This is a genomic window from Wenyingzhuangia sp. IMCC45467 (assembly GCF_054111205.1).
The window spans coordinates 3386585-3409788 of the sequence record NZ_CM134196.1; the positions used below are offsets into that span (position 1 = coordinate 3386585).

Consider the following 23204-nt stretch of genomic DNA (forward strand, 5'->3'; position numbering starts at 1 on the left):
CAAGTTCAGGTACATTAAGGGTTTTATGGTGGTTTAGGCTACTGTTTTAGGATAGAAAAAGGTTTAGAATTTTTTTAAAAAATATTTTAAATTTTATTTGTTTTAGAAGAAATAAAGTTCTTATATTTGCAACCGCTTAGCGAGGCAGCTAAGTAGTTAACTTCGAGAGGAGTTATTGGTAAAGAAGTCACGATGTGACTAAGTTCATTGAGAATATTGAAATTGACAGCGTAAAATTAGAAAGTAAAATTACATGACTAGATCATGAGATTTTTTTGAGCATCATCAAGATATTAAAATATTAACGATGAAGAGTTTGATCCTGGCTCAGGATGAACGCTAGCGGCAGGCCTAACACATGCAAGTCGAGGGGTAGCGGGAATTGCTTGCAATTTGCCGACGACCGGCGCACGGGTGCGTAACGCGTATAGAACCTACCTTAAACAGGGGGATACCCCATGGAAACGTGGACTAATATCCCATAGTGTTATAGATTCGCATGGATTTATGATTAAAGATTTATCGGTTTAAGATGGCTATGCGTCCTATTAGTTAGTTGGTAAGGTAACGGCTTACCAAGACATCGATAGGTAGGGGTCCTGAGAGGGAGATCCCCCACACTGGTACTGAGACACGGACCAGACTCCTACGGGAGGCAGCAGTGAGGAATATTGGTCAATGGAGGCAACTCTGAACCAGCCATGCCGCGTGAAGGATGACTGCCCTATGGGTTGTAAACTTCTTTTATATGGGAAGAACTATAGTTACGTGTAATTATTTGACGGTACCATACGAATAAGGACCGGCTAACTCCGTGCCAGCAGCCGCGGTAATACGGAGGGTCCAAGCGTTATCCGGAATCATTGGGTTTAAAGGGTTCGTAGGCGGGCTAATCAGTCAGAGGTGAAATCCAGCAGCTTAACTGTTGAACTGCCTTTGATACTGTTAGTCTTGAGTTATATGGAAGTAGATAGAATATGTAGTGTAGCGGTGAAATGCATAGATATTACATAGAATACCGATTGCGAAGGCAGTCTACTACGTATATACTGACGCTGATGAACGAAAGCGTGGGGAGCGAACGGGATTAGATACCCCGGTAGTCCACGCCGTAAACGATGGACACTAGTTGTTGGAATTATTCAGTGACTAAGCGAAAGTGATAAGTGTCCCACCTGGGGAGTACGGTCGCAAGATTGAAACTCAAAGGAATTGACGGGGGCCCGCACAAGCGGTGGAGCATGTGGTTTAATTCGATGATACGCGAGGAACCTTACCAGGGCTTAAATGTAGGATGCATTATTTAGAGATAGATATTTCTTCGGACTTCTTACAAGGTGCTGCATGGTTGTCGTCAGCTCGTGCCGTGAGGTGTCAGGTTAAGTCCTATAACGAGCGCAACCCCTATTTTTAGTTGCTAACAGGTCAAGCTGAGGACTCTAGAGAGACTGCCGGTGCAAACCGTGAGGAAGGTGGGGATGACGTCAAATCATCACGGCCCTTACGTCCTGGGCTACACACGTGCTACAATGGTAATGACAGAGGGCAGCTACCTGGCGACAGGATGCAAATCTTTAAACATTATCACAGTTCGGATTGGAGTCTGCAACTCGACTCCATGAAGCTGGAATCGCTAGTAATCGGATATCAGCCATGATCCGGTGAATACGTTCCCGGGCCTTGTACACACCGCCCGTCAAGCCATGGAAGCTGGGGGTGCCTGAAGTCGGTCACCGCAAGGAGCCGCCTAGGGTAAAACTGGTAACTAGGGCTAAGTCGTAACAAGGTAGCCGTACCGGAAGGTGCGGCTGGAACACCTCCTTTCTAGAGAAAAGAGATGAATGTTATGAGAAATCTTTTTACTTTTTAATTAGCTGTTAATTTTTATAAAATATATACAATCACATATTGAGTCTCGTAGCTCAGCTGGTTAGAGCGCTACACTGATAATGTAGAGGTCGGCAGTTCGAGTCTGCCCGAGACTACCAAGCCTAGCTTGTTTAGTTAGGCAGAAAAAGATAACAATAGATTGTATAACAGGAAATTCTAGAAGCAGAAATAATTACAAATTACGAATTAGTAATTACTAATGACTAATAAACTAATTACTAACTACTAGTAATGGGGGATTAGCTCAGCTGGCTAGAGCGCTTGCCTTGCACGCAAGAGGTCATCGGTTCGACTCCGATATTCTCCACAAGGCTATGCCTTGAGATAATTATTTATCTTAAGATGTATAGAAGTCCTACTGATTAACGTCAGTGGCGACTCGCCACAGTTCATTGACATATTGATAATAATATTGTTTAAAAAATAATATTACTTGAGTAGACATTAGAATCTATCAGTAATGATAGAATAATAATAAGACAACGTAAGTTGTAAAATACAACAACTGAAAGGTTGTAATAGATTAAAGACGCAAAAGTACAATAAGCTAATTAAGGGTGTATGGCGGATGCCTAGGCTCTCAGAGGCGAAGAAGGACGTGATAAGCTGCGATAAGCTACGGGGATTTGCACATAAGAGTTATATCCGTAGATTTCCGAATGGGGCAACCCACTATGTTGAAGGCATAGTATTCGAAAGAAGGCAAACCCGGTGAACTGAAACATCTAAGTAACCGGAGGAAGAGAAAATAATAATGATTTCGTTAGTAGTGGCGAGCGAACGCGAAAGAGCCCAAACCGATTTTGTTACGGCAAGATCGGGGTTGTAGGACTGAAATATCAAGAAACAATTGAATTAGAATAACCTGGAAAGGTTAACCATAGAGGGTGATAGTCCCGTATAAGTAAGAGAAGTAATTGTATCAGATTCCTGAGTAGGGCGGGGCACGAGGAACCCTGTCTGAATCTGCCGGGACCATCCGGTAAGGCTAAATACTCCTGAGAGACCGATAGTGAACTAGTACCGTGAGGGAAAGGTGAAAAGAACCCTAAGTAAGGGAGTGAAATAGATCCTGAAACCGTACACCTACAAGCGGTCGGAGCCCATTAACTGGGTGACGGCGTGCCTTTTGCATAATGAGCCTACGAGTTACTTTATCTAGCAAGGTTAAGGATTTAAGATCCGGAGCCGTAGCGAAAGCGAGTCTGAATAGGGCGTTTTAGTTAGGTTGAGTAGACGCGAAACCTGGTGATCTACCCATGGGCAGGTTGAAGCTTTGGTAACACAGAGTGGAGGACCGAACCCGTTGACGTTGAAAAGTCTTGGGATGACCTGTGGGTAGGGGTGAAAGGCCAATCAAACCAGGAAATAGCTCGTACTCCCCGAAATGCATTTAGGTGCAGCGTTGTATTAGTTATATAGAGGTAGAGCTACTGATTGGATGCGGGGGCTTCATCGCCTACCAATTCCTGACAAACTCCGAATGCTATATAATGATTTACAGCAGTGAGGGCATGGGTGCTAAGGTCCATGTCCGAGAGGGAAAGAACCCAGACCATCAGCTAAGGTCCCCAAATATATGTTAAGTTGAATAAACGAGGTTTGTTTGCCCAGACAGCTAGGATGTTGGCTTGGAAGCAGCCATTCATTTAAAGAGTGCGTAACAGCTCACTAGTCGAGCGAACGAGCATGGATAATAATCGGGCATAAACATATTACCGAAGCTATGGATGTATAGTTTACTATACGTGGTAGGGGAGCATTCTAGTTGTGCTGAAGGTGTTCTGTAAGGGATGCTGGAACGACTAGAAAAGAAAATGTAGGCATAAGTAACGATAAGGCGGGTGAGAAACCCGCCCTCCGAAAGACTAAGGTTTCCTCAGCGATGCTAATCAGCTGAGGGTTAGTCAGGGCCTAAGGCGCACCCGAAAGGGGAAGTCGATGGACAACAGGTTAATATTCCTGTACACGCACCCATTAAAAGTGACGGATTGCCCAGATCTTTACGTACTGACGGAATAGTACGTTGAGCCTAACCTTCGGGTGAAGCGAAAAGAAGTAAGCGGTTCCAAGAAAAGCGAGGGCTGCGTCCTGTACCGTAAACCGACACAGGTAGTTGGGATGAGTATTCTAAGGAGCTCGAGTGATTCATGGCTAAGGAACTAGGCAAAATAGACCCGTAACTTCGGGAGAAGGGTCGCCCCACTTTATGTGGGGCCGCAGTGAAAAGGTCCAGGCGACTGTTTATCAAAAACACAGGGCTCTGCTAAAACGAAAGTTGATGTATAGGGCCTGACACCTGCCCGGTGCTGGAAGGTTAAGTGGAGGGTTTAGCTTTTAGCGAAGATCTGAAATGAAGCCCCAGTAAACGGCGGCCGTAACTATAACGGTCCTAAGGTAGCGAAATTCCTTGTCGGGTAAGTTCCGACCTGCACGAATGGTGCAACGATCTGGACACTGTCTCAGCCATGAGCTCGGTGAAATTGTAGTATCGGTGAAGATGCCGATTACCCGCTACGGGACGAAAAGACCCCGTGAACCTTTACTATAGCTTAGTATTGGCTTTGGATAAGTAATGTGTAGGATAGGTCGGAGACTTTGAAGCAGCATCGCCAGGTGTTGTGGAGTCATTGTTGAAATACGACCCTTTGCTTATCTAGAGTCTAACCCAGAGATGGGGACAGTGCTTGGTGGGTAGTTTGACTGGGGTGGTCGCCTCCAAAAGAGTAACGGAGGCTTCTAAAGGTACCCTCAGTACGCTTGGTAACCGTACGTAGAGTGCAATGGCATAAGGGTGCTTGACTGCGAGACCTACAAGTCGATCAGGTTGGAAACAAGAGCATAGTGATCCGGTGGTTCCGCATGGAAGGGCCATCGCTCAAAGGATAAAAGGTACTCCGGGGATAACAGGCTGATCTCCCCCAAGAGCTCACATCGACGGGGGGGTTTGGCACCTCGATGTCGGCTCGTCACATCCTGGGGCTGGAGAAGGTCCCAAGGGTTGGGCTGTTCGCCCATTAAAGTGGCACGCGAGCTGGGTTCAGAACGTCGTGAGACAGTTCGGTCTCTATCTGTAGCGGGCGTTAGAAATTTGCGTGGATTTGATTCTAGTACGAGAGGACCGAATTGAACTAACCTCTGGTGTATCTGTTGTTCCGCCAGGAGCATTGCAGAGTAGCTACGTTGGGAAGGGATAAGCGCTGAAAGCATATAAGCGCGAAACCCACCACAAGATGAGATTTCTTTAAAGGGTGGTTGTAGACTACGACCTTGATAGGATATAGGTGTAAAGGCAGTAATGTCATAGCCGAGTATTACTAATAACCCATAGGCTTATGTACTGCGGGCTTTAATTTAAGTATAAAACGAAAGTAATAGAAAACAAACAATATTGGTATCAATATGTTAACCATATAGTAGTTAGTACAAAGTATCAAGTACAAAGAGTTCTCAATACTCTTTACTGAGTACTCAGTACTACTAAGACCTTAAGGTGATTATTGCAATAGGGCTCACCTCTTCCCATTCCGAACAGAGAAGTTAAGCCTATTAGCGCAGATGGTACTACCATTGGTGGGAGAGTATGTCATCGCCTTTTTTTAAAAACCTCATTCATGTAATTGAATGAGGTTTTTTTTTGTTTATAAATTATATACTAATGTATCTTAAAGAATAAGAAATAATAAAGCCGATTCTATTATAATATTTAGAATCGGCTTTTAGCTGTTTTGTAATGATGAACTACGGTTCATGTTAATTCCTATATGTTGTTGCATGGTTTATCTTTTCGGTTGGTTTTTCATGATGTAATATTTTAAGGTTTATAAATATTCAATTGTTTAATTGAAACTTTGATCCCCTGAGACTAACGTCTAAAAAAAGTTTTAAAATAACTTCTACGTTTTTCTGATTCAAAGGATTTCATGGGCGACATAGAAAATACATATCTATTGTCTGTGCTTGTTTTTTTGGTTTCTAACATAGTTATAGATTTATGATTTATTACAAATGTACTATGCTTATATGATTTGTGGAATGTGATATCAGTTATAAAAAGATGTTTTTATGCAGTAATCATTAACATACTATTATTTGTAAATATATGATGCTGGATTTAACTATGTTCTTTGAAAGAGTGTTGTTATAAAAGAAAAGCATCTTAAATTAATAAGATGCTTTGATGTGTTTTAAGATGTGTATTTTAATTTTTTTTCTATGGCTTGAATAATATTACCCGCAATATCTTTACCAGTTGCATTTTCTATTCCTTCTAGTCCTGGAGAGGAGTTTACTTCTAGTAGCAAAGGTCCTTTGTTTGATCTAATTAAGTCGACACCTGCAACAGGTAGATTTAATATTTTAGCAGATTTCAAAGCGAGTTTCTTTTCTTCAGGAGAAATTTTAACTATTGAAGCAGATCCTCCTTGATGTATGTTTGCTCTAAATTCTCCTTTTGCTGCTGTTCTTTCAATAGCAGCAACAACTTTTCCATCAACAACAAAACATCTAAGATCTTTTCCGTTAGCTTCACGAATAAATTCTTGTACCAAAATGTTAGCATTTAAACTTTTGAAAGCGTTAATTACAGATTCTGCAGCTTTGTTTGTTTCAGCTAAAACCACTCCTTTACCTTGAGTACTTTCCAATAATTTGATAATTAAAGGAGCTCCACCAACCATGTGAATGAGATCTTTTGTGTCTAATGGAGATTTAGCAAAACCTGTGGTTGGAATATGAATATCATTTTTAGAAAAAAGTTGAGATGAATATAGTTTGTCTCTTGAAGAACTAATAGATTCTGCATCATTTAAACAATAAGTACCTAAAGTTTTAAACATTCTAAGTAATGCACATCCATAGAATGTCATACTTGTTTTTATTCTAGGGATGACAGCATCAAAATCATTAATAACATTTCCACCTCTATAGCGTATTTCAGGAGTAGCAGTATCTAGCTTCATGTAACACTGTTGTACATTTAAAAAGACCATCTCATGGCCTCTAGCACGACCAGCTTCCATTAATCTTTTGTTAGAATATAATTCAGGGTTGCTAGCAAGTACTGCTATTTTTAAACCCGATTTTTTTAAAACAAAAGACTTGTAATTATTATCTATTTCCTCGGGACTTATTCTACCTAATAAAAATTCTTCAGAAGGGTTAACAATCATTTTATTCTCCATGGCTTGCCTACCTAAAAGCATTTTAAACTCCATGTTATCTCTATCGGCTAATGTAAGTTCTATTTCCCAAGTTTCGCCTCCCATGGTAACTTGAGATTTAATTACATATCTCTTTTCTGGGATACCTGATGAGCTTTTAACTATTCTTGTTCCAGTAACTTTAGCTTCACATTCAATAGAAATACTTCTGTTTTCTGTTAGGGGTTGAATGTTAAAACGAACCCAATTTTCGCGGTTTTTTTTATATGTTGTAATATCAGTAGCTTGTATGGATGATGTTTTAGCACCAGAATCTATTCTAGCTTTAATAGCTGGAATTCCTAGCTTATCAAAGTGACACCATTCCTGATTTCCTACAATTTTTAATTCACTCATAAGATGTATATTTTACTCTAATTAACCATAATTATTAGTTAATTATATTAACTCAATATTAATTTTAAAGATATGGTATTTTCTTTATTTTAAATGCTTTTTAAATCATAATGAATTCTTATATTTGTCGAAGAAATTTAGAACATGAATACAGTTAAGTTACATCATCATCATATCCAGTACTGCGCTTAAGCGAGTTGGAAGGATTATGTTGTAATATGAACATATATTTTCAAACCCGTTTGAGCTATCTCGAACGGGTTTTTTATTTTAAAAATTGATATAAACTATATACAAATGAGCACATTAAAAATTGCCATTCAAAAATCAGGAAGATTAAACGAAGATTCTTTACAACTGTTAAAAGAGTGTGGAATTGCTATTGATCACCGTAATGCACAGTTAAAAGCTACGGCGAGAAATTTTCCTTTAGAAGTTTTTTATTTGAGAAATGGAGATATTCCTCAATATTTAGAAGATGGAGTGGTGGATATTGCCATTTTAGGAGAAAATACTCTAATTGAAAAAGGTGAGAATTTACCTATTGTAGAGCGTTTAGGGTTTTCTAAATGTAAGGTTTCTTTGGCAGTGCCTAAAGATGTAGATTATACTGATATTTCTTATTTTGAAGGAAAGCGTATTGCAACTTCATACACGAATACTTTAGAGAAGTTTTTAAAAGAAAAAAACATAAAAGCTAGTTATCATAAAATTGCAGGATCTGTAGAGATTGCTCCAAATATTGGTTTGGCTGATGGAATTTGTGATATAGTTAGTTCAGGAGGAACATTGTTTGCTAATGGGTTAAAAGAAGCAGAAGTAATGTTTTGGTCTGAAGCAGTATTAACATCATCACCTAAATTATCTGAAGAAAAACAAGCTTTGTTAGATAAATTACAATTTAGAATACAGGCAATTTTAAAAGGACGTGCTAATAGATATGTGTTGTTAAACGCTCCTAATGATAAGGTTGATGATATTATTAAAGTAATTCCAGGAATGAAATCTCCAACGGTTTTACCATTAGCCCAAGAAGGATGGAGTTCTGTACACACTGTAATTCCTAAAGATAAATTTTGGGATATTTTAGATGAGTTAAAAGCTTTAGGTGCAGAGGGTATTTTAACTACGGAGATAGAGAAAATGGTATTATAAATTAGTACAAAGTAAAAAGTAAAAAGTACAAAGTTAGCGTAGCTACTGTACTAACTACTAACTACTCAGTACTCAGTACTAGTAAACAAATGAAAACATACAATAATCCAGCAAAAAATACATGGGCAGCAGTTACCCAACGTCCGGCCAAAGAGGCTAATACGTTAGGAGCTACTGTAAAAGCTGTTTTTGATGATATAAAAGAGAATGGAGATGTTGCGTTAAAACAATACACACAAAAATTTGATGGAGTTACTTTGTTAGATTTAAAAGTTTCTCAACAAGAAATTGACCAAGGAATTCCTTTGGTTTCTCAAGAATTAAAGGATGCCATTGTTTTGGCTAAAAACAATGTAGAAAAATTTCATACTTCTCAAAAAATAGAGAAAAAAGTAATTTCTACAACCAATGGAGTAGATTGTTGGCAAGAAATGAAACCTATAGAAAAAGTAGGTTTGTACATTCCAGGAGGTTCTGCACCATTATTTTCTACTATTTTAATGTTGGGAGTTCCAGCAAAAATAGCAGGAGCAAGTAAAATCGTTTTGTGTACACCGCCGTCAAAAGATGGAAGTATCAATCCAGCAATTTTGTTTGCTGCCCAATTAGTGGGTGTTACAGAAATTTATAAGTTAGGTGGAATTCAAGCTATTGCAGCTATGACTTATGGAACGGAATCTGTGCCTAATGTGTATAAGATTTTTGGACCAGGAAATCAGTTTGTAACTGCTGCTAAACAATATGCTTTAACACAAGGTTTGGCTATTGATATGCCTGCAGGACCTAGTGAAGTTATGGTAGTTGCAGATAAAAATGCAGATGCTAGTTTTGTGGTAGCAGATTTATTATCGCAAGCAGAACATGGAGCTGATAGTCAAGTAATTTTGGTGACAGAGTCTCAGCAACTGATAGATGATGTACAGGTTGAGTTGGAAAAACAATTGGATGAATTGCCAAGAAAAGACATTGCTTTAGGAGCTATTGAAAATTCTAGTGCTATTTTATTAGAGAGTATTGCAGATCAAAATGAGTTGATTAACGAATATGCTCCAGAACATTTAATTTTAAATGTATTGAATGAGGATGTGTATTTAAGTGAAATTGTAAATGCGGGATCTGTGTTTATTGGTCCTTTAACTCCAGAAAGTGCGGGTGATTATGCATCAGGAACCAATCATACCTTACCAACAAACGGATATGCAAGAATGTATAGTGGAGTAAATTTAGATGCGTTTACTAAGAAAATTACGTATCAGAAAATAACAAAAGAAGGAATTCAGAATATTGGGCCTGCTATTGAATTAATGGCTGCTGCCGAAGGTTTAGATGCACACAAAAATGCAGTAACCTTAAGATTAAAAAGTTTGAAATAATTACTACAAAGTACAAAGTACAAAGTACGGAGTACAGAGTATTTAGTAACAAAGAAACTTAGGACTTTGTACTTAATACTTAATACTAATTAAATTATGAGTTTCAATTTAAACAAGATAGTAAGAGAAAATGTAGCCAACATGAAGGCATATTCATCAGCAAGAGATGAATTTACTGGAGCTACTGATGATATGGTTTTCTTAGATGCGAATGAAAATCCGTTTGAAAACGGGGTGAATCGTTATCCAGATCCCATGCAAAAGACCGTTAAGTCTGAATTGGCAAAAATTAAAGAAGTTGCCCAAGAAAACATTTTGTTAGGAAATGGTTCTGATGAAGTGATTGATTTAATTTTACGTGCTTTCTGCGAACCTAAACAAGACAATATAATTACTTTACCACCTTCATACGGAATGTATGATGTGTCGGCTAATTTGAATAATATCAGTATTAAAGAAGTTCCTTTAAAAGAGAACTTTCAGCCTAATGTTGCCAAAATATTAGAAACACTTGATGCCAATACCAAAATAATTTTCTTGTGTTCTCCAAACAATCCATCAGGAAATTTGTTTGATTATGCTAATGTAAAAGCCATTGTAGAAGGTTTTAACGGATTGGTGGTGGTAGATGAAGCTTATATAGATTTTGCATCGGAACCAAGTTGGGTGGCTCGTTTAGAAAAACATCCGAATTTAATTGTGAGTCAAACCATGTCTAAAGCATATGGAATGGCGGGAATTCGTTTGGGAGTTTGTTATGCATCTGCAGAAATTATAGCAGTGTTAAACAAAATTAAACCTCCGTACAATGTAAATGAATTAACACAGCAAAAAGCTTTAGAGCGTTTGTTGGCTTATGAAGATGTACAAGAAGAAATTGAGGCTGTTTTGGTAGAACGAGACAATTTAGAAATTGCGTTAAAAGAGATTTCTTTTGTGGAGAAAATATATCCTAGCGATGCCAATTTCTTACTAGTAAAAGTAGATGATGCGAATAAGCGTTACACTCAACTAATAGAAAAAGGAATTGTAGTACGTAATAGAACCACTCAAGCATTGTGTGAAAACACCTTACGATTCACGGTAGGAACGATTAAAGAAAACGTTGCTCTAATGAAAGCTTTGAAGGAATTAGAGTAAAAGAAGTTAAGAATTAAAGAAGTTAAGTAATTGGTAGTCTTTTTACCTTTTACTTTTATCTAGATACTGAAAAGATGAAAAAAGTTTTATTTATAGACAGAGACGGTACGCTTTGTATTGAACCGCCTGTAGATTATCAATTAGATAGTTTAGAAAAGTTAGAGTTTTACCCAAAAGTTTTCCGTTACCTAGCAAGAATTGCAGAGGAATTGGATTACGAATTAGTAATGGTAACCAATCAAGATGGATTGGGAACAGATTCTTTTCCTGAAGATACATTTTGGCCTGCTCAAAACAAGGTGATTCAAGCTTTTAAGAATGAAGGAGTAGAATTTGCTGCTGTACATATTGATAAAACTTTTCCGCATGAAAATGCTGAAACGCGTAAGCCAAGAACAGGTTTGTTAAGGCAGTATTTTGATAAAGAAAAATACGATTTAGAAAACTCTTTTGTGTTAGGTGATAGAATTACCGACATGGAATTGGCTAAAAATTTAGGAGCAAAAGGAATCTTTTTATCGGAAAATCCAGAATTGGGAGCTGATGAAGTAGAGTCTGATGTAAAAGTTATTCATGATTGCATTGCCTTAACTTCTACCGATTGGAAAGAAATTTATGAGTTTTTAAAATTGGAAGATAGAGTTTCAGAAATCACAAGAAATACTAACGAAACTAAAATTTACATCAAATTAAATTTAGACGGTTCTGGTAAAAATGATATTGATACTGGAGTAAAATTCTTTGATCATATGTTAGATCAAATAGGTCGTCATGGTTCTATGGATTTAACCGTAAAAGTAGATGGAGATTTAGAGGTTGATGAACACCATACCATAGAAGATACCATGATTGCTTTAGGAGAATTGTTCCACAAAGCCTTAGGAAATAAATTAGGAATAGAACGTTACGGTTTCTGTTTACCAATGGATGATTGCTTGGCTCAAGCAGCTGTAGATTTTGGAGGAAGACCTTGGTTGGTTTGGGAAGCAGATTTTAAACGAGAAATGATTGGAGACATGCCAACTGAAATGTTTTTGCATTTGTTTAAATCGTTTACTGATGGAGCCAAATGTAATTTAAACATTAAAGCAGAAGGAGATAATGAGCATCATAAAATAGAAGGAATTTTTAAAGCCTTTGCAAAAGCAATGAAAATGGCCGTAAAACGTGATGCCAATAAAATGTTTTTACCAAGTACAAAGGGCGTTCTTTAGAACGCAGTACAGAGTATAAAGTTATGAGTACAGAGTTTTTTAGCTTTGTTGAATCTCAATACTAAAATATATGAAAATAGTAATTATAAACTACGGAGCAGGAAATATACAATCTATCCGATTTGCCATTGAGCGATTGGGATACGATGCTATTTTAAGCAACGATGTTGAAGAAATAAAAAGTGCAGACAAAGTTATTTTTCCAGGAGTGGGAGAAGCAAGTTCTGCCATGAAAATGTTAAAAGCTACCGGATTAGATGCTGTAATTCCGACCTTAACACAACCTGTTTTAGGAATTTGTTTGGGAATGCAATTAATGTGTAACTATTCTGAAGAAGGAGATACCAAAGGTTTAGGTATTTTTAATGTAGATGTAAAACGTTTTGAAAACATTGTAAAAGTTCCTCAAATAGGATGGAATCAAATTAAAGGATTGGGTTCTAAAATTTTTAACGATGTAAAAGAAGGTACTTACATGTATTTGGTACACAGTTACTATGCACCTATTACTAAAGAAACTATTGCCACTACAGAATACGGAGTACAATATTCTACAGCATTGCAAAAAGCTAATTTTTATGGAGTGCAATTTCACCCAGAAAAAAGTAGTACAGACGGAGCTAAAATATTAGAGAATTTTTTGAATCTGTAGTTGTTTGTTTTAGCAATCAGAACGAACAACGAACAACGAACAACGAATATGAGAATTATACCAGCCATAGATATTATTAACGGACAATGTGTTCGTTTGTCTAAAGGAGATTACAATACTAAAAAAGTATACAACGAAAATCCTTTAGAAATTGCCAAACAGTTTGAAGCTCACGGAATACAGCATTTACATTTGGTAGATTTAGATGGAGCCAAAGCAAGCCATATTGTAAATCATAAAGTATTAGAAGAAATTGCTACCAAAACAACGTTAAGAATTGATTTTGGAGGTGGTTTAAAAACCGATGAAGATTTAAAAATTGCTTTTGAATCTGGGGCTAATCAAATTACAGGAGGAAGTATTGCTGTTAAAAATTCGGATGTTTTTAAAAGTTGGATTTCTAAATTTGGAGCCGATAAAATTATTTTAGGAGCTGATGCTAATAATGAAAAAATTGCAGTAAGCGGTTGGTTAGAAGAATCTGATGAAGATTTAATTCCTTTTATTCAAGGATATCAAAAAGAAGGAATTGAATATGTAATTTGTACAGACATTGCCAAAGACGGAATGTTACAAGGTCCTTCTTTTGATTTGTATGAGAAAATTTTAAAAGAATGTCCTAAGGTAAAATTAATTGCAAGTGGAGGAATTTCTACTTTTGATGAATTACCAAGATTAAAAGAATTAGGATGTGAAGGAACCATTGTTGGTAAAGCGATTTACGAAAACAGAATTAGCTTAAAAGAATTGGAGAGTTTTATTATAGGAAAGTAACAAGTGTGAAGTAAAAAGTAACAAGAATTTAGAAGTCTTGCTACCTGTTACTTGATACCAGATACCAAAATTATGTTAGCAAAAAGAATAGTTCCTTGTTTGGATATTAAAAACGGAAGAACCGTAAAAGGTGTTAATTTTGTGGATTTACGTGATGCAGGAGATCCTGTAGAATTGGCAAAAAAATATGCAGAAACAGGAGCAGATGAATTGGTGTTTTTAGATATTTCTGCAACAGAAGAACGCAGAAGAACTTTGGTGAATTTAGTGCGTGATGTTGCGGCACAAGTAAACATTCCGTTTACGGTAGGTGGTGGAATATCATCTGTAGAAGATGTAGATATTCTATTGCAAAATGGAGCTGATAAAGTTTCTATCAATTCATCGGCAGTAAAAAGACCAAAATTGGTGAATGAATTGTCACAAAAATTTGGAAGTCAATGTGTAGTTGTAGCAATTGATGCTAAGAAAATTGATGGAGAATGGATTGTTCATTTAGTGGGAGGTAAAGTTCCTACAGAGTTGAATTTATTTGATTGGGCAAAAGAGGTAGAAGAAAGAGGAGCAGGAGAAATTTTGTTTACTTCTATGAATAACGATGGAACCAAAGATGGTTTTGCTAATGAAGCTTTGGCTCGTTTGTCAGAAGAATTAAACATTCCTATTATTGCAAGTGGTGGAGCAGGAAATATGCAACACTTTGTAGATACTTTTAAAGATGGAAAAGCCGATGCAGCCTTGGCAGCAAGTGTGTTTCATTTTCAAGAAATTGAAATTCCAGATTTAAAACAAGAATTAAAAAAACAGGGAATTCCTGTAAGATTATAGATAAAGACTATTTTAGTGGTCATCGAGCGTAGTCGAGATGTTTTTAGAATAGTTTTAAAGTTATTTCTAATTGATGAGAAGCTGAATCAAGTTCAGCTTGACGAAAATATTTAAAAATGGAAATTAAATTTGACGAAAAAGGACTAGTTCCTGCAATTATACAAGATGCTGAAACAAAAAATGTATTGATGTTAGGGTACATGAATCAAGAGGCATTTGATAAAACAATAAGCACTAATAAAGTTACTTTTTACAGCAGATCTAAAAACAGATTGTGGACCAAAGGAGAAGAAAGCGGAAACTTTTTAGAATTGGTATCTATAAAAAACGATTGTGATAAAGACACTTTGTTAATTCAGACAAAACCAGCTGGGCCAACTTGCCATAAAGGAACAGGAAATTGCTGGGGTGAAGAAAATACAGAGAATTTTGGATTTTTATCTACGTTAGAAAATGTTATTGCAGAGCGTGTTAAGAACAAAGATGTTCAAAAATCTTATGTTGCAAGTTTGTTTGCCAAAGGAATAAACAAAGTAGCTCAAAAAGTAGGAGAAGAAGCTGTAGAAACCGTAATTGAAGCTATGGATAATAACGATGAATTGTTTTTATACGAAGCTGGAGATTTGTTGTTTCACTATTTAATGTTACTACAAGCCAAAGGATTTACTTTAACAGATATTACAGCTGAATTAAAGAAAAGACAAAAGTAAAATTGTTTATAAAATTTACTGTAGAGTCCCAGAAATGTTATTTTCTGGGACTTTTGTTTTTTATATTTGTGTACTACAATTATGATGAAAGACACATTTAAACATCAGGGGTTAAGAAACAGATTGGTTTCTGTTTTACAAACAAAAGGAGTTACAGATCATGCAGTGTTATCGGCTATTAAAGAAATTCCGAGACATTTGTATATGGATGCTAGTTTTGAAGAATATGCTTATCAAGATGTAGCTTTCCCTATTGCTGCAGAACAAACTATTTCTCAGCCTTACACTGTAGGATTTCAATCGCAATTATTAGAAATTAAACCAGGGGAAAAAGTTTTAGAAATAGGAACTGGTTCTGGTTATCAAACTAGTGTGTTAATTCGTTTAGGAGGTGTGGTTTATACTATAGAACGTCAACAAGAATTGTATAAAAAAACACAGTTACTATTACCTAAATTAGGGTTTAAACCCAAGTATTCTTATTTTGGAGATGGTTATAAAGGTTTGCCTCAATTTGCTCCTTTTGATAAAATTATTGTAACCTGTGGAGCTCCCATTATTCCAAGAGCTTTATTGGCTCAACTAAAAATTGGAGGTAGAATGGTGATTCCAGTGGGAGATGCACAACAAATGATGACTTTAATCACTAGAAATTCAGCCAAGGAGTTTGATAAACAGGTAATAGAAGAATGTGCTTTTGTTCCAATGTTAACAGATAAAAAGATTAGGAATTTTTCTTAATCGTTCTTAAGTTTTTTTCTCGTTCGTCAAATGTTGTTTCGGAAAGAGGTAATACTGTTTCTTCAAACAATTTCATGAATTTTTCGCTGTGTTCTGCTGTTTTATTTTTATCTAAATCAAAATGAACAAAACTAATCCAAGCTACAGATTTTAAAACAGTTTTATCTTTGTTAAACATTCTTACTTCCGCCTGCAAATGTTTTTTAGAATAGGCAATGGTTTGAGACTCAAAACAAACTTCTTCCATAGTATAAGCTGGAACCAAGTAGGCTAATTGAGTGTTAGAAATCACCCATCCTATTTTTTCTTTTAAAATCATGGTAAAAATATCAATCCCATAAGCATCCATTACTTGGTCCTCTCTTTGATTGATAAAATAATCAATATAACGACCGTTATTTAAGTGGTTAAAAGGATCGCAATCTTGAAATCTGATTTTTGTTTTACTGGTAAGAATTTTAGGTTTTTGCATGATTATTTTTTAGGGGTTAAAATTACACATGGAATAATCATTTCTTCTAAAGAAATTCCTCCATGTTGATAGGTGTCTTTATAATATTTTGTATAATGATTTTGATTATTTGGATATACAAAAAACAAATTGTCTTTTGCAAAAACAAAAGAACTATTCATTGTTTCTTGGGGTAAAAATATCCTTTTAGGATCGTGTTCTGCATACACATCTTTTTCTTGATACGTAATACTTTTTCCTGTTTTATACCTAAGGTTTGAAGCTATAGATTTTGTACCTATAACTTGTGTAGGTTTACTACAATTAACCGTTCCGTGATCAGTTGTTATTACTAATTGTATATCGTCCTTTTGTGTTTTTTGAATCAATTCTAACATAGGAGAGTTTTGAAACCATGTATCTGTTAAAGCTCTGTATGATTTGTCATCGGAAGCCAATTCTTTAATGACTTGAGTCTCCGTTTTGGCATGAGACAACATATCAACAAAATTAAAAACCACAACATTAAATTTATTGTCTTTGTATTGATTGTAATTTTGAATTAAATCTTTTCCAGATTTTTGAGAACTTATTTTATGATAAGAAAAGGGCATCTCTCTTTTTAAGCTTTTTAATTGCCTTTGTAAAAATATTTCTTCATTCATGTTTTTTCCGCCTTCGTCATTTTCATACAACCAAATGTCTTTGTGTTTTATAGACATTTCTAAAGGTGTTAAACCAGAAAAAATAGCATTACGAGCGTAATGTGTAGCCGTTGGTAAAATACTGTAATAAGGGATTTCTTCTTGTTTTTTATAGTGTTTTAATATGGTTTTTTCTAAAACCAAATATTGGTCATATCTAAGGTTATCTACCACAATAACCATTGTTTTTTCATTTTTTTCTATTTCTGGCAGAATAACATTTTTAAAAAGTTGATGTGATAAAACGGGTTTGTCATCATCATAAAACCAATCAGAATAATTATTCTTAATGTATTTAAAAAATATTTGATTGGCTTCTTGTTTTTGACTTTCAAGTATGCCTAATAACCCCGCATCACTTATGTTTTCAAGTTCAAGTTCCCAATAAATAAGTTTTTTGTAAACTTCAACCCATTCAGAATGTGAATTCACCGAGGCTAATTCCATTGAAATTTTTCTAAACTCTTGTTGATAATTTATGGTAGTTCTTTCGCTAATTAAACGAGAGTGGTCTAGGTTTTTCTTTAAACTTAAAAGTATTTGATTTGGGTTTACTGGTTTTATTAAATAATCTGCAATTTTAGAACCTATAGCTTCTTCCATTAAATATTCCTCTTCACTTTTAGTAATCATTACTACAGGAATGTTGTTTTGGGTATTTTTAATTTCTGTCAATGTTTCTAACCCGCTTAAGCCAGGCATGTTTTCATCTAAAAAAATAATATCAAAATTATTTTCTTTAACCAAATCAATAGCATCGGCTCCGTTGCTACAAGGGGTTACTTTGTAGTTTTTTTTTTCTAAAAAGAGAATATGCGGTTTTAAAAGGTTGATTTCATCATCAACCCAAAGAATTTGTATGTTATTCATGTGGTAAGAATCTGTGATTTACTAAATATAAAGGATTTAGATTTTTATATTTGCACTACTCTAAAAGTACAAAAATTGAAAAGCCCAACCAATAAAGTTAAAATTATAAACGATCCAATCTACGGGTTTATTACAATTCCTAATAAATTAATTTTTGATTTAATAGAACACCCTTATTTTCAACGCTTAAGAAGAATTACTCAAATGGGAATGTCTAATTTGGTATACCCAGGAGCACATCATACTAGATTTCATCATGCTGTAGGGTGTATGCATTTAATGCAAAAAGCCATTACTGTTTTAAAAAATAAAGGAGTAGAAATTTCTGATGAAGAAAAAAATGGAGTTTGTATAGCTATTTTATTGCATGATATTGGTCACGGACCTTATTCTCATGCTTTAGAACACAGTATTGTAGATGGAGTAAGTCACGAAGCTATTTCTTTGTTATTTATGAAAGAGTTAAACAAAGAGTTTAAAGGAAAACTTACTTTGGCTATTGAAATTTTTGAAGGAAAATATGTGCGTAAATTTTTAAATCAATTGGTTTCTAGTCAATTAGATATTGATAGAATGGATTATTTAAAAAGAGATAGTTTTTATACGGGAGTTGCAGAAGGGAATATTAGTTCTGAACGTTTGATTGATATGTTAAACGTAGTCAACGATCAATTGGTAGTTGAAGAAAAAGGAATTTATTCTGTAGAAAAATTTATTGTTGGAAGAAGGTTGATGTATTGGCAAGTGTACTTGCACAAAGCAGGAGTTGTTGCCGAAAAAATGTTGGTAAATTTATTGGCAAGAGCAAAATATTTGGCTAGTCAAGGAGTAGAGCTACCAAGTAGTAAGGCATTACATTACTTTTTGTACAAAGAGGTTGAAGAAACGTTTACGCTAAAAACCTTAAAAACATTTTCTAGATTAGATGATTATGATATTTTATCTGCTATAAAAGACTGGATTAGTCATGAAGATAAAATATTATCTAAATTATCAGAAATGATCATTAATAGAAAACTACTAAAAGTACAATTAAGTAATCAACCTTATGAAGAAGACTATATTTTAATGGTAAAAGATAAAATGAAGCAAGCAGGTTGGTCTCAAGAAGATTTAAAATACTTTTTTATGTTGGATACCATCTCTAATCAGGCATATAACGATACCAAAAGCAAAATATATTTGTATTACAAAAATGGAGATATTGTAGATATTGTAGAGGCATCAGATCAATTAAACATACAAGCTTTAACAAAGCCAGTAGTGAAACACTTTCTTTGTTACCCAAAAGGAGTCAAATTAGCCTAAATAGAATTTAATTTTATATTTTTGCCGTTCATGGAATTTAAAGCAACACAAATAGCTGAAATTTTAGGAGGTGATATTGTTGGAGATCCTTCAGTAGCAGTTTCTACATTAGCTAAAATAGAGGAAGGAGAAAAAGGGTCTATGACTTTTTTATCAAATCCTAAATACACCTCATACATATATTCAACAAAAGCATCTATTGTAATTGTTAATAAAACTTTTGAGCCTACAAATGAAATTAGTGCAACTTTAATTAAGGTTGATGATGCTTATCAGGCATTTACTCAAATATTGGAGTTCTATAATGAGTATAAAAACCAAAAGTCAGGAATTGATATGAAAACCTTTATATCAGATTCTGCTAAACTGGGAAGAGATATTTATTTAGGGGCTTTTGCATATGTAGGAGAAAATGTTGTTATAGGAGATAATGTAAAAATTTATCCACAATGCTACATTGGAGATAATGTAGAAATTAAAGACAACACAACTTTATATGCAGGAGTAAAGGTATATGCAGATTGTGTAATAGGAAACAATTGTAAAATCCATGCAGGAGCAGTTATTGGATCAGATGGATTTGGTTTTGCTCCTACAGAAACAGGAGAATATAAAACCATACCTCAAATAGGAAATGTTATTATTGAGGATAATGTAGATATTGGAGCTAATACAACTATTGATAGAGCTACTATGGGATCTACTATCATAAGAAAAGGTGTTAAGCTAGATAATTTAGTACAAATTGCTCACAATGTAGAAATTGGAAAAAATACAGTAATGGCCTCACAGTCTGGTATTGCAGGATCTAGTAAAGTAGGAGAGAATTGTATGATTGGAGGACAAGCTGCTGTTTCAGGACATATAAATGTAGGAAATAATGTGAAAATTTCTGGAAAAACAGGAGTTGCTAAAAGCACAAAAGATAATCAGGTTTTAAGAGGGATTCCAGCCATGGACTATAATGAATACAATAAGTCCTATGTGATGTTTAAAAAATTGCCTGAGATTATAGAAGAATTAAGAAATAAGTAAAAAAAGCTTTAAAAGTTATAAGGAATGCTAAAACAAAAAACAATCCAAAAGGAAGTTACTTTAACCGGTGTGGGTTTGCATACAGGACAAGAAGTTACAATGGTGTTTAAGCCAGCTCCAGAAAATTATGGATATGCGTTTGTTCGTGTAGATTTAGAAGGAAATCCAACCATTGAAGCCAAAGTGGAGTTTGTTACAGAAACAGAAAGAGGTACCAATCTCGAAAAAAAAGGAGTAAGTATCAATACCTCAGAACATGTTTTAGCAGCAGCTGTAGGTTTAGGTATAGATAATTTATCTATAGAAATTAATGCTTCAGAACCACCTATTATGGATGGTTCTTCTAAATATTTTATAGAGGCTTTAGAGTCGGCAGGAATTGTAGAACAAAATGCACCTGTTGATGAATATATAGTAAAAGATATTATATCTTATAAAGATGAAACAACAGGTAGTGAAATTATTTTAATGCCTGCAGATGAATATCAAGTAACTACTATGGTAGATTTTGGGACTAAAATATTAGGAACTCAAAATGCAACTTTATATCATATTTCAGATTTTAAAGATGAAATATCAGCAGCTCGTACTTTTAGCTTTTTACATGAGTTGGAAACATTGTTAGAACACAACTTAATTAAAGGAGGTGATTTAAACAATGCTATTGTTTATGTAGATAAAAAAATATCGAATGAAACTTTAGAAAAATTAAAAAAAGCATTTGGTAAAGAAGATATAAAAGTAACTCCAAATGGAATTTTAGATAATTTAGAATTACATTGGGCTAATGAAGCTGCAAAACATAAATTATTAGATGTTATTGGTGATTTGGCTTTGGTTGGAACTCGTATTAGAGGAAAAGTAATAGCAAATAAACCTGGACATAAAATAAATACTTCTTTTGGTAAGCGTTTGGCAAACATTATCAAACAAGAAAAACGTAAAAGTGTACCAACTTATGATTTGAATCAACCTCCATTAATGGATATTCATCAAATCATGAAATTATTGCCACACAGACCACCGTTTTTGTTAATTGATAGAATTTTAGAATTAACGGATGATTATGTGGTTGGAATGAAAAATGTTTCAATGAATGAACCATTTTTTGTAGGACACTTTCCAGATGCTCCAGTAATGCCAGGAGTGTTACAAGTAGAAGCAATGGCACAATGTGGTGGAATATTAGTATTAAGTACGGTTCCAGATCCAGAAAACTACTTAACATACTTTATGAAAATGGACAATGTTAAGTTTAAGCAAAAGGTTTTACCAGGAGACACACTTATTTTTAAAGCAGAATTAATTTCCCCTATTCGTAGAGGAATATGTCATATGAGATCTGTTGGTTATGCTAATGGGAAAATTGTAGTAGAGGCTGAATTAATGGCTCAAATAGTTAAGAAAAAATAAATAAAATATGAATCAACCACTAGCTTATATTCATCCAGGTGCAAAAATTGCACGTAATGTTGTTATTGAGCCATTTACAACCATTCATAATAATGTAACCATAGGTTCAGGTACATGGATTGGTTCTAATGTAACCATTATGGAAGGAGCTATTATTGGAGAAAATTGTAGAATTTTTCCAGGAGCGGTAATTTCTGCTGTGCCTCAAGATTTAAAATATGATGGTGAAGAAACTACAACTGTTATTGGTAATAATGTAACCATACGTGAGTGTGTAACTATTAACCGTGGTACTTCGGATAGAATGAAAACAGTTATAGGAGACAATTGTTTAATCATGGCCTATTGTCACGTAGCCCATGATTGTATTGTAGGTAACAACTGTATTTTTTCTAATGGAAGCACTTTAGCTGGACACACAAATATTGGAGACAATGTTATTTTAGCAGGAATGACCGCTATACATCAGTTTTGTTCTATTGGTGATCACGCATTTGTAACAGGTGGATCTTTGGTTAGAAAAGATGTGCCTCCTTATGTAAAAGCTGGTAGAGAACCATTGTCTTATGTAGGTATTAATTCTGTAGGATTGAGAAGAAGAGGGTTTTCTGTTGAAAAAATTCGTGAAATTCAAAACATATACAGAATCTTGTTCCAAAGTACTTATAATAACACTCAAGCAATAAGAATTATAGAAGCAGAAATGGAAGCCTCTAGTGAAAGAGATGATATTATCAAATTCATCCAAAACTCACAAAGAGGAATCATGAAAGGATATTTTAGTAATTAAGAATAAATTTTTTTAGATGGCAACTACATCAGATATTAGAAACGGATTATGTATTGTATATAACAGCGATACTTATAAAATAACCGAATTTCAACACGTAAAACCAGGGAAAGGACCTGCTTTTGTAAGAACAAAATTAAAGAGTTTAACTACAGGGAAAGTAATTGATAATACTTTTTCTGCTGGACACAAAATAGAAGAGGTAAGAGTAGAAACTAGAAAATATCAGTATTTATACGCTGAGGGAGATACTTTTAACTTTATGAATACAGATGACTATAATCAAATCACATTAGAAAGAACAGCTTTAGATGCTCCAGACTTGTTAAAAGAAGGAGAGGTGGTTACAATTATTGTAAGAGCAGAGGATGAAATGCCATTGTCTGTAGATATGCCACAATCTGTAATTTTAGAAGTTACTTACACAGAACCTGGAATAAAAGGAAATACAGCTACCAATGCAACTAAGCCTGCTACAGTAGAAACAGGAGCTTCTGTAAATGTACCTTTGTTTATTAATGAAGGAGATAAAATTAAGATTGAGACAGCAAAAGGAACTTATCAAGAAAGAATTAAAGAATAAGTTTGTCTAATAAAT

At 34.9% G+C, this 23204-nt stretch carries 17 protein-coding genes, 2 tRNA genes and 3 rRNA genes; 19 read left to right on the forward strand and 3 right to left on the reverse strand.

Annotation, left to right across the window (positions count from 1 at the left end):
- The first annotated feature begins 304 nt into the window (after positions 1–304).
- The 5 genes from ACXGQT_RS14400 (at position 305) to rrf (ending at position 5488) form a co-directional block, all read left to right on the forward strand.
- Positions 305–1824: ribosomal RNA gene (locus ACXGQT_RS14400) — 16S ribosomal RNA — on the forward strand.
- Between the two features lie 87 nt (positions 1825–1911).
- Positions 1912–1988: transfer RNA gene (locus ACXGQT_RS14405), tRNA-Ile, on the forward strand.
- Positions 1989–2123: 135 nt separating this feature from the next.
- A tRNA-Ala gene (locus ACXGQT_RS14410) sits at positions 2124–2197 on the forward strand.
- A 233-nt stretch (positions 2198–2430) separates the two neighbouring features.
- Positions 2431–5231, forward strand: a 23S ribosomal RNA gene (locus ACXGQT_RS14415).
- Between the two features lie 148 nt (positions 5232–5379).
- Positions 5380–5488, forward strand: a 5S ribosomal RNA gene (rrf, locus tag ACXGQT_RS14420).
- The 16S, 23S and 5S rRNA genes sit together here with 2 tRNA genes alongside, the layout of an rRNA operon.
- Positions 5489–6077: 589 nt before the next feature.
- Here rrf and rimK read toward each other — a convergent pair.
- A complete protein-coding gene (gene rimK, locus ACXGQT_RS14425; RefSeq protein WP_457829274.1) occupies positions 6078–7448 on the reverse strand; it encodes a 30S ribosomal protein S6--L-glutamate ligase in 1371 nt (456 codons plus the stop codon).
- Positions 7449–7745: 297 nt separating this feature from the next.
- Here rimK and hisG point away from each other — a divergent pair, with 297 nt between their 5' ends.
- The 9 genes from hisG to ACXGQT_RS14470 all read left to right on the forward strand — a co-directional run bounded on the left by hisG (position 7746) and on the right by ACXGQT_RS14470 (position 16035).
- The gene (gene hisG, locus ACXGQT_RS14430) at positions 7746–8603 is read left to right on the forward strand and encodes an ATP phosphoribosyltransferase (RefSeq protein WP_457829275.1); all 858 of its coding nucleotides are present in this window, start codon (positions 7746–7748) and stop codon (positions 8601–8603) included.
- Positions 8604–8692: 89 nt separating this feature from the next.
- Positions 8693–9976 (forward strand): histidinol dehydrogenase, encoded by a 1284-nt coding sequence (gene hisD / locus ACXGQT_RS14435; RefSeq protein ID WP_457829276.1) that lies wholly within the window; start codon positions 8693–8695, stop codon positions 9974–9976.
- A 96-nt stretch (positions 9977–10072) separates the two neighbouring features.
- The gene (gene hisC / locus ACXGQT_RS14440) at positions 10073–11116 is read left to right on the forward strand and encodes a histidinol-phosphate transaminase (RefSeq protein WP_457829277.1); all 1044 of its coding nucleotides are present in this window, start codon (positions 10073–10075) and stop codon (positions 11114–11116) included.
- A gap of 74 nt (positions 11117–11190) precedes the next feature.
- Positions 11191–12330, forward strand: a complete 1140-nt coding sequence (hisB, locus tag ACXGQT_RS14445) for a bifunctional histidinol-phosphatase/imidazoleglycerol-phosphate dehydratase HisB (RefSeq protein WP_457829278.1) — start codon at positions 11191–11193, stop codon at positions 12328–12330.
- A 70-nt stretch (positions 12331–12400) separates the two neighbouring features.
- Positions 12401–12982 (forward strand): imidazole glycerol phosphate synthase subunit HisH, encoded by a 582-nt coding sequence (hisH, locus tag ACXGQT_RS14450; protein WP_457829279.1) that lies wholly within the window; start codon positions 12401–12403, stop codon positions 12980–12982.
- A gap of 48 nt (positions 12983–13030) precedes the next feature.
- Entirely contained in the window at positions 13031–13756 is a 726-nt protein-coding gene (gene hisA / locus ACXGQT_RS14455; protein ID WP_457829280.1) for a 1-(5-phosphoribosyl)-5-[(5-phosphoribosylamino)methylideneamino]imidazole-4-carboxamide isomerase, read from the forward strand.
- Between the two features lie 72 nt (positions 13757–13828).
- A complete protein-coding gene (gene hisF / locus ACXGQT_RS14460) occupies positions 13829–14584 on the forward strand; it encodes an imidazole glycerol phosphate synthase subunit HisF (RefSeq protein ID WP_457829281.1) in 756 nt (251 codons plus the stop codon).
- A gap of 116 nt (positions 14585–14700) precedes the next feature.
- Positions 14701–15294: a bifunctional phosphoribosyl-AMP cyclohydrolase/phosphoribosyl-ATP diphosphatase HisIE gene (gene hisIE / locus ACXGQT_RS14465; RefSeq protein ID WP_457829282.1), complete on the forward strand. Its 594-nt coding sequence runs from the start codon at positions 14701–14703 to the stop codon at positions 15292–15294.
- Between the two features lie 84 nt (positions 15295–15378).
- Positions 15379–16035: a protein-L-isoaspartate(D-aspartate) O-methyltransferase gene (locus ACXGQT_RS14470; protein ID WP_457830829.1), complete on the forward strand. Its 657-nt coding sequence runs from the start codon at positions 15379–15381 to the stop codon at positions 16033–16035.
- On the opposite strand, the gene ACXGQT_RS14475 is transcribed toward ACXGQT_RS14470, so the two are convergent.
- Together ACXGQT_RS14475 and porX are read right to left on the reverse strand one after the other, a co-directional pair.
- The gene (locus tag ACXGQT_RS14475) at positions 16019–16507 is read right to left on the reverse strand and encodes an acyl-CoA thioesterase (RefSeq protein WP_457829283.1); all 489 of its coding nucleotides are present in this window, start codon (positions 16505–16507) and stop codon (positions 16019–16021) included. The two genes, ACXGQT_RS14470 and ACXGQT_RS14475, sit on opposite strands and share 17 nt — an antisense overlap.
- Before the next feature lie 2 nt (positions 16508–16509).
- Complete coding sequence (porX, locus tag ACXGQT_RS14480; RefSeq protein WP_457829284.1) at positions 16510–18060, reverse strand: T9SS response regulator signal transducer PorX; 1551 nt, start codon at positions 18058–18060, stop codon at positions 16510–16512.
- Positions 18061–18135: 75 nt separating this feature from the next.
- Here porX and ACXGQT_RS14485 point away from each other — a divergent pair, with 75 nt between their 5' ends.
- The 5 genes from ACXGQT_RS14485 to efp are packed head-to-tail and all read left to right on the forward strand — an operon-like array spanning position 18136 to position 23189.
- Complete coding sequence (locus tag ACXGQT_RS14485; RefSeq protein ID WP_457829285.1) at positions 18136–19368, forward strand: HD domain-containing protein; 1233 nt, start codon at positions 18136–18138, stop codon at positions 19366–19368.
- 30 nt (positions 19369–19398) lie between these two features.
- On the forward strand, positions 19399–20403 hold the full coding sequence (gene lpxD, locus ACXGQT_RS14490; RefSeq protein WP_457829286.1) for a UDP-3-O-(3-hydroxymyristoyl)glucosamine N-acyltransferase: 1005 nt from the start codon (positions 19399–19401) through the stop codon (positions 20401–20403).
- A 24-nt stretch (positions 20404–20427) separates the two neighbouring features.
- Positions 20428–21816, forward strand: a complete 1389-nt coding sequence (locus ACXGQT_RS14495) for a bifunctional UDP-3-O-[3-hydroxymyristoyl] N-acetylglucosamine deacetylase/3-hydroxyacyl-ACP dehydratase (protein WP_457829287.1) — start codon at positions 20428–20430, stop codon at positions 21814–21816.
- Between the two features lie 7 nt (positions 21817–21823).
- The gene (gene lpxA, locus ACXGQT_RS14500) at positions 21824–22606 is read left to right on the forward strand and encodes an acyl-ACP--UDP-N-acetylglucosamine O-acyltransferase (RefSeq protein WP_457829288.1); all 783 of its coding nucleotides are present in this window, start codon (positions 21824–21826) and stop codon (positions 22604–22606) included.
- 16 nt (positions 22607–22622) lie between these two features.
- Entirely contained in the window at positions 22623–23189 is a 567-nt protein-coding gene (gene efp, locus ACXGQT_RS14505; protein WP_457829289.1) for an elongation factor P, read from the forward strand.
- Positions 23190–23204 lie beyond the last annotated feature (15 nt).

Coding starts and splice junctions, on each gene's coding strand:
- rimK (WP_457829274.1), bottom strand. CDS start 7,448: ATGAGTGAATTAAAAATTGTAGGAAATCAGGAATGGTGTCACTTTGAT.
- hisG (WP_457829275.1), top strand. CDS start 7,746: ATGAGCACATTAAAAATTGCCATTCAAAAATCAGGAAGATTAAACGAA.
- hisD (WP_457829276.1), top strand. CDS start 8,693: ATGAAAACATACAATAATCCAGCAAAAAATACATGGGCAGCAGTTACC.
- hisC (WP_457829277.1), top strand. CDS start 10,073: ATGAGTTTCAATTTAAACAAGATAGTAAGAGAAAATGTAGCCAACATG.
- hisB (WP_457829278.1), top strand. CDS start 11,191: ATGAAAAAAGTTTTATTTATAGACAGAGACGGTACGCTTTGTATTGAA.
- hisH (WP_457829279.1), top strand. CDS start 12,401: ATGAAAATAGTAATTATAAACTACGGAGCAGGAAATATACAATCTATC.
- hisA (WP_457829280.1), top strand. CDS start 13,031: ATGAGAATTATACCAGCCATAGATATTATTAACGGACAATGTGTTCGT.
- hisF (WP_457829281.1), top strand. CDS start 13,829: ATGTTAGCAAAAAGAATAGTTCCTTGTTTGGATATTAAAAACGGAAGA.
- hisIE (WP_457829282.1), top strand. CDS start 14,701: ATGGAAATTAAATTTGACGAAAAAGGACTAGTTCCTGCAATTATACAA.
- ACXGQT_RS14470 (WP_457830829.1), top strand. CDS start 15,379: ATGAAAGACACATTTAAACATCAGGGGTTAAGAAACAGATTGGTTTCT.
- ACXGQT_RS14475 (WP_457829283.1), bottom strand. CDS start 16,507: ATGCAAAAACCTAAAATTCTTACCAGTAAAACAAAAATCAGATTTCAA.
- porX (WP_457829284.1), bottom strand. CDS start 18,060: ATGAATAACATACAAATTCTTTGGGTTGATGATGAAATCAACCTTTTA.
- lpxD (WP_457829286.1), top strand. CDS start 19,399: ATGGAATTTAAAGCAACACAAATAGCTGAAATTTTAGGAGGTGATATT.
- ACXGQT_RS14495 (WP_457829287.1), top strand. CDS start 20,428: ATGCTAAAACAAAAAACAATCCAAAAGGAAGTTACTTTAACCGGTGTG.
- lpxA (WP_457829288.1), top strand. CDS start 21,824: ATGAATCAACCACTAGCTTATATTCATCCAGGTGCAAAAATTGCACGT.
- efp (WP_457829289.1), top strand. CDS start 22,623: ATGGCAACTACATCAGATATTAGAAACGGATTATGTATTGTATATAAC.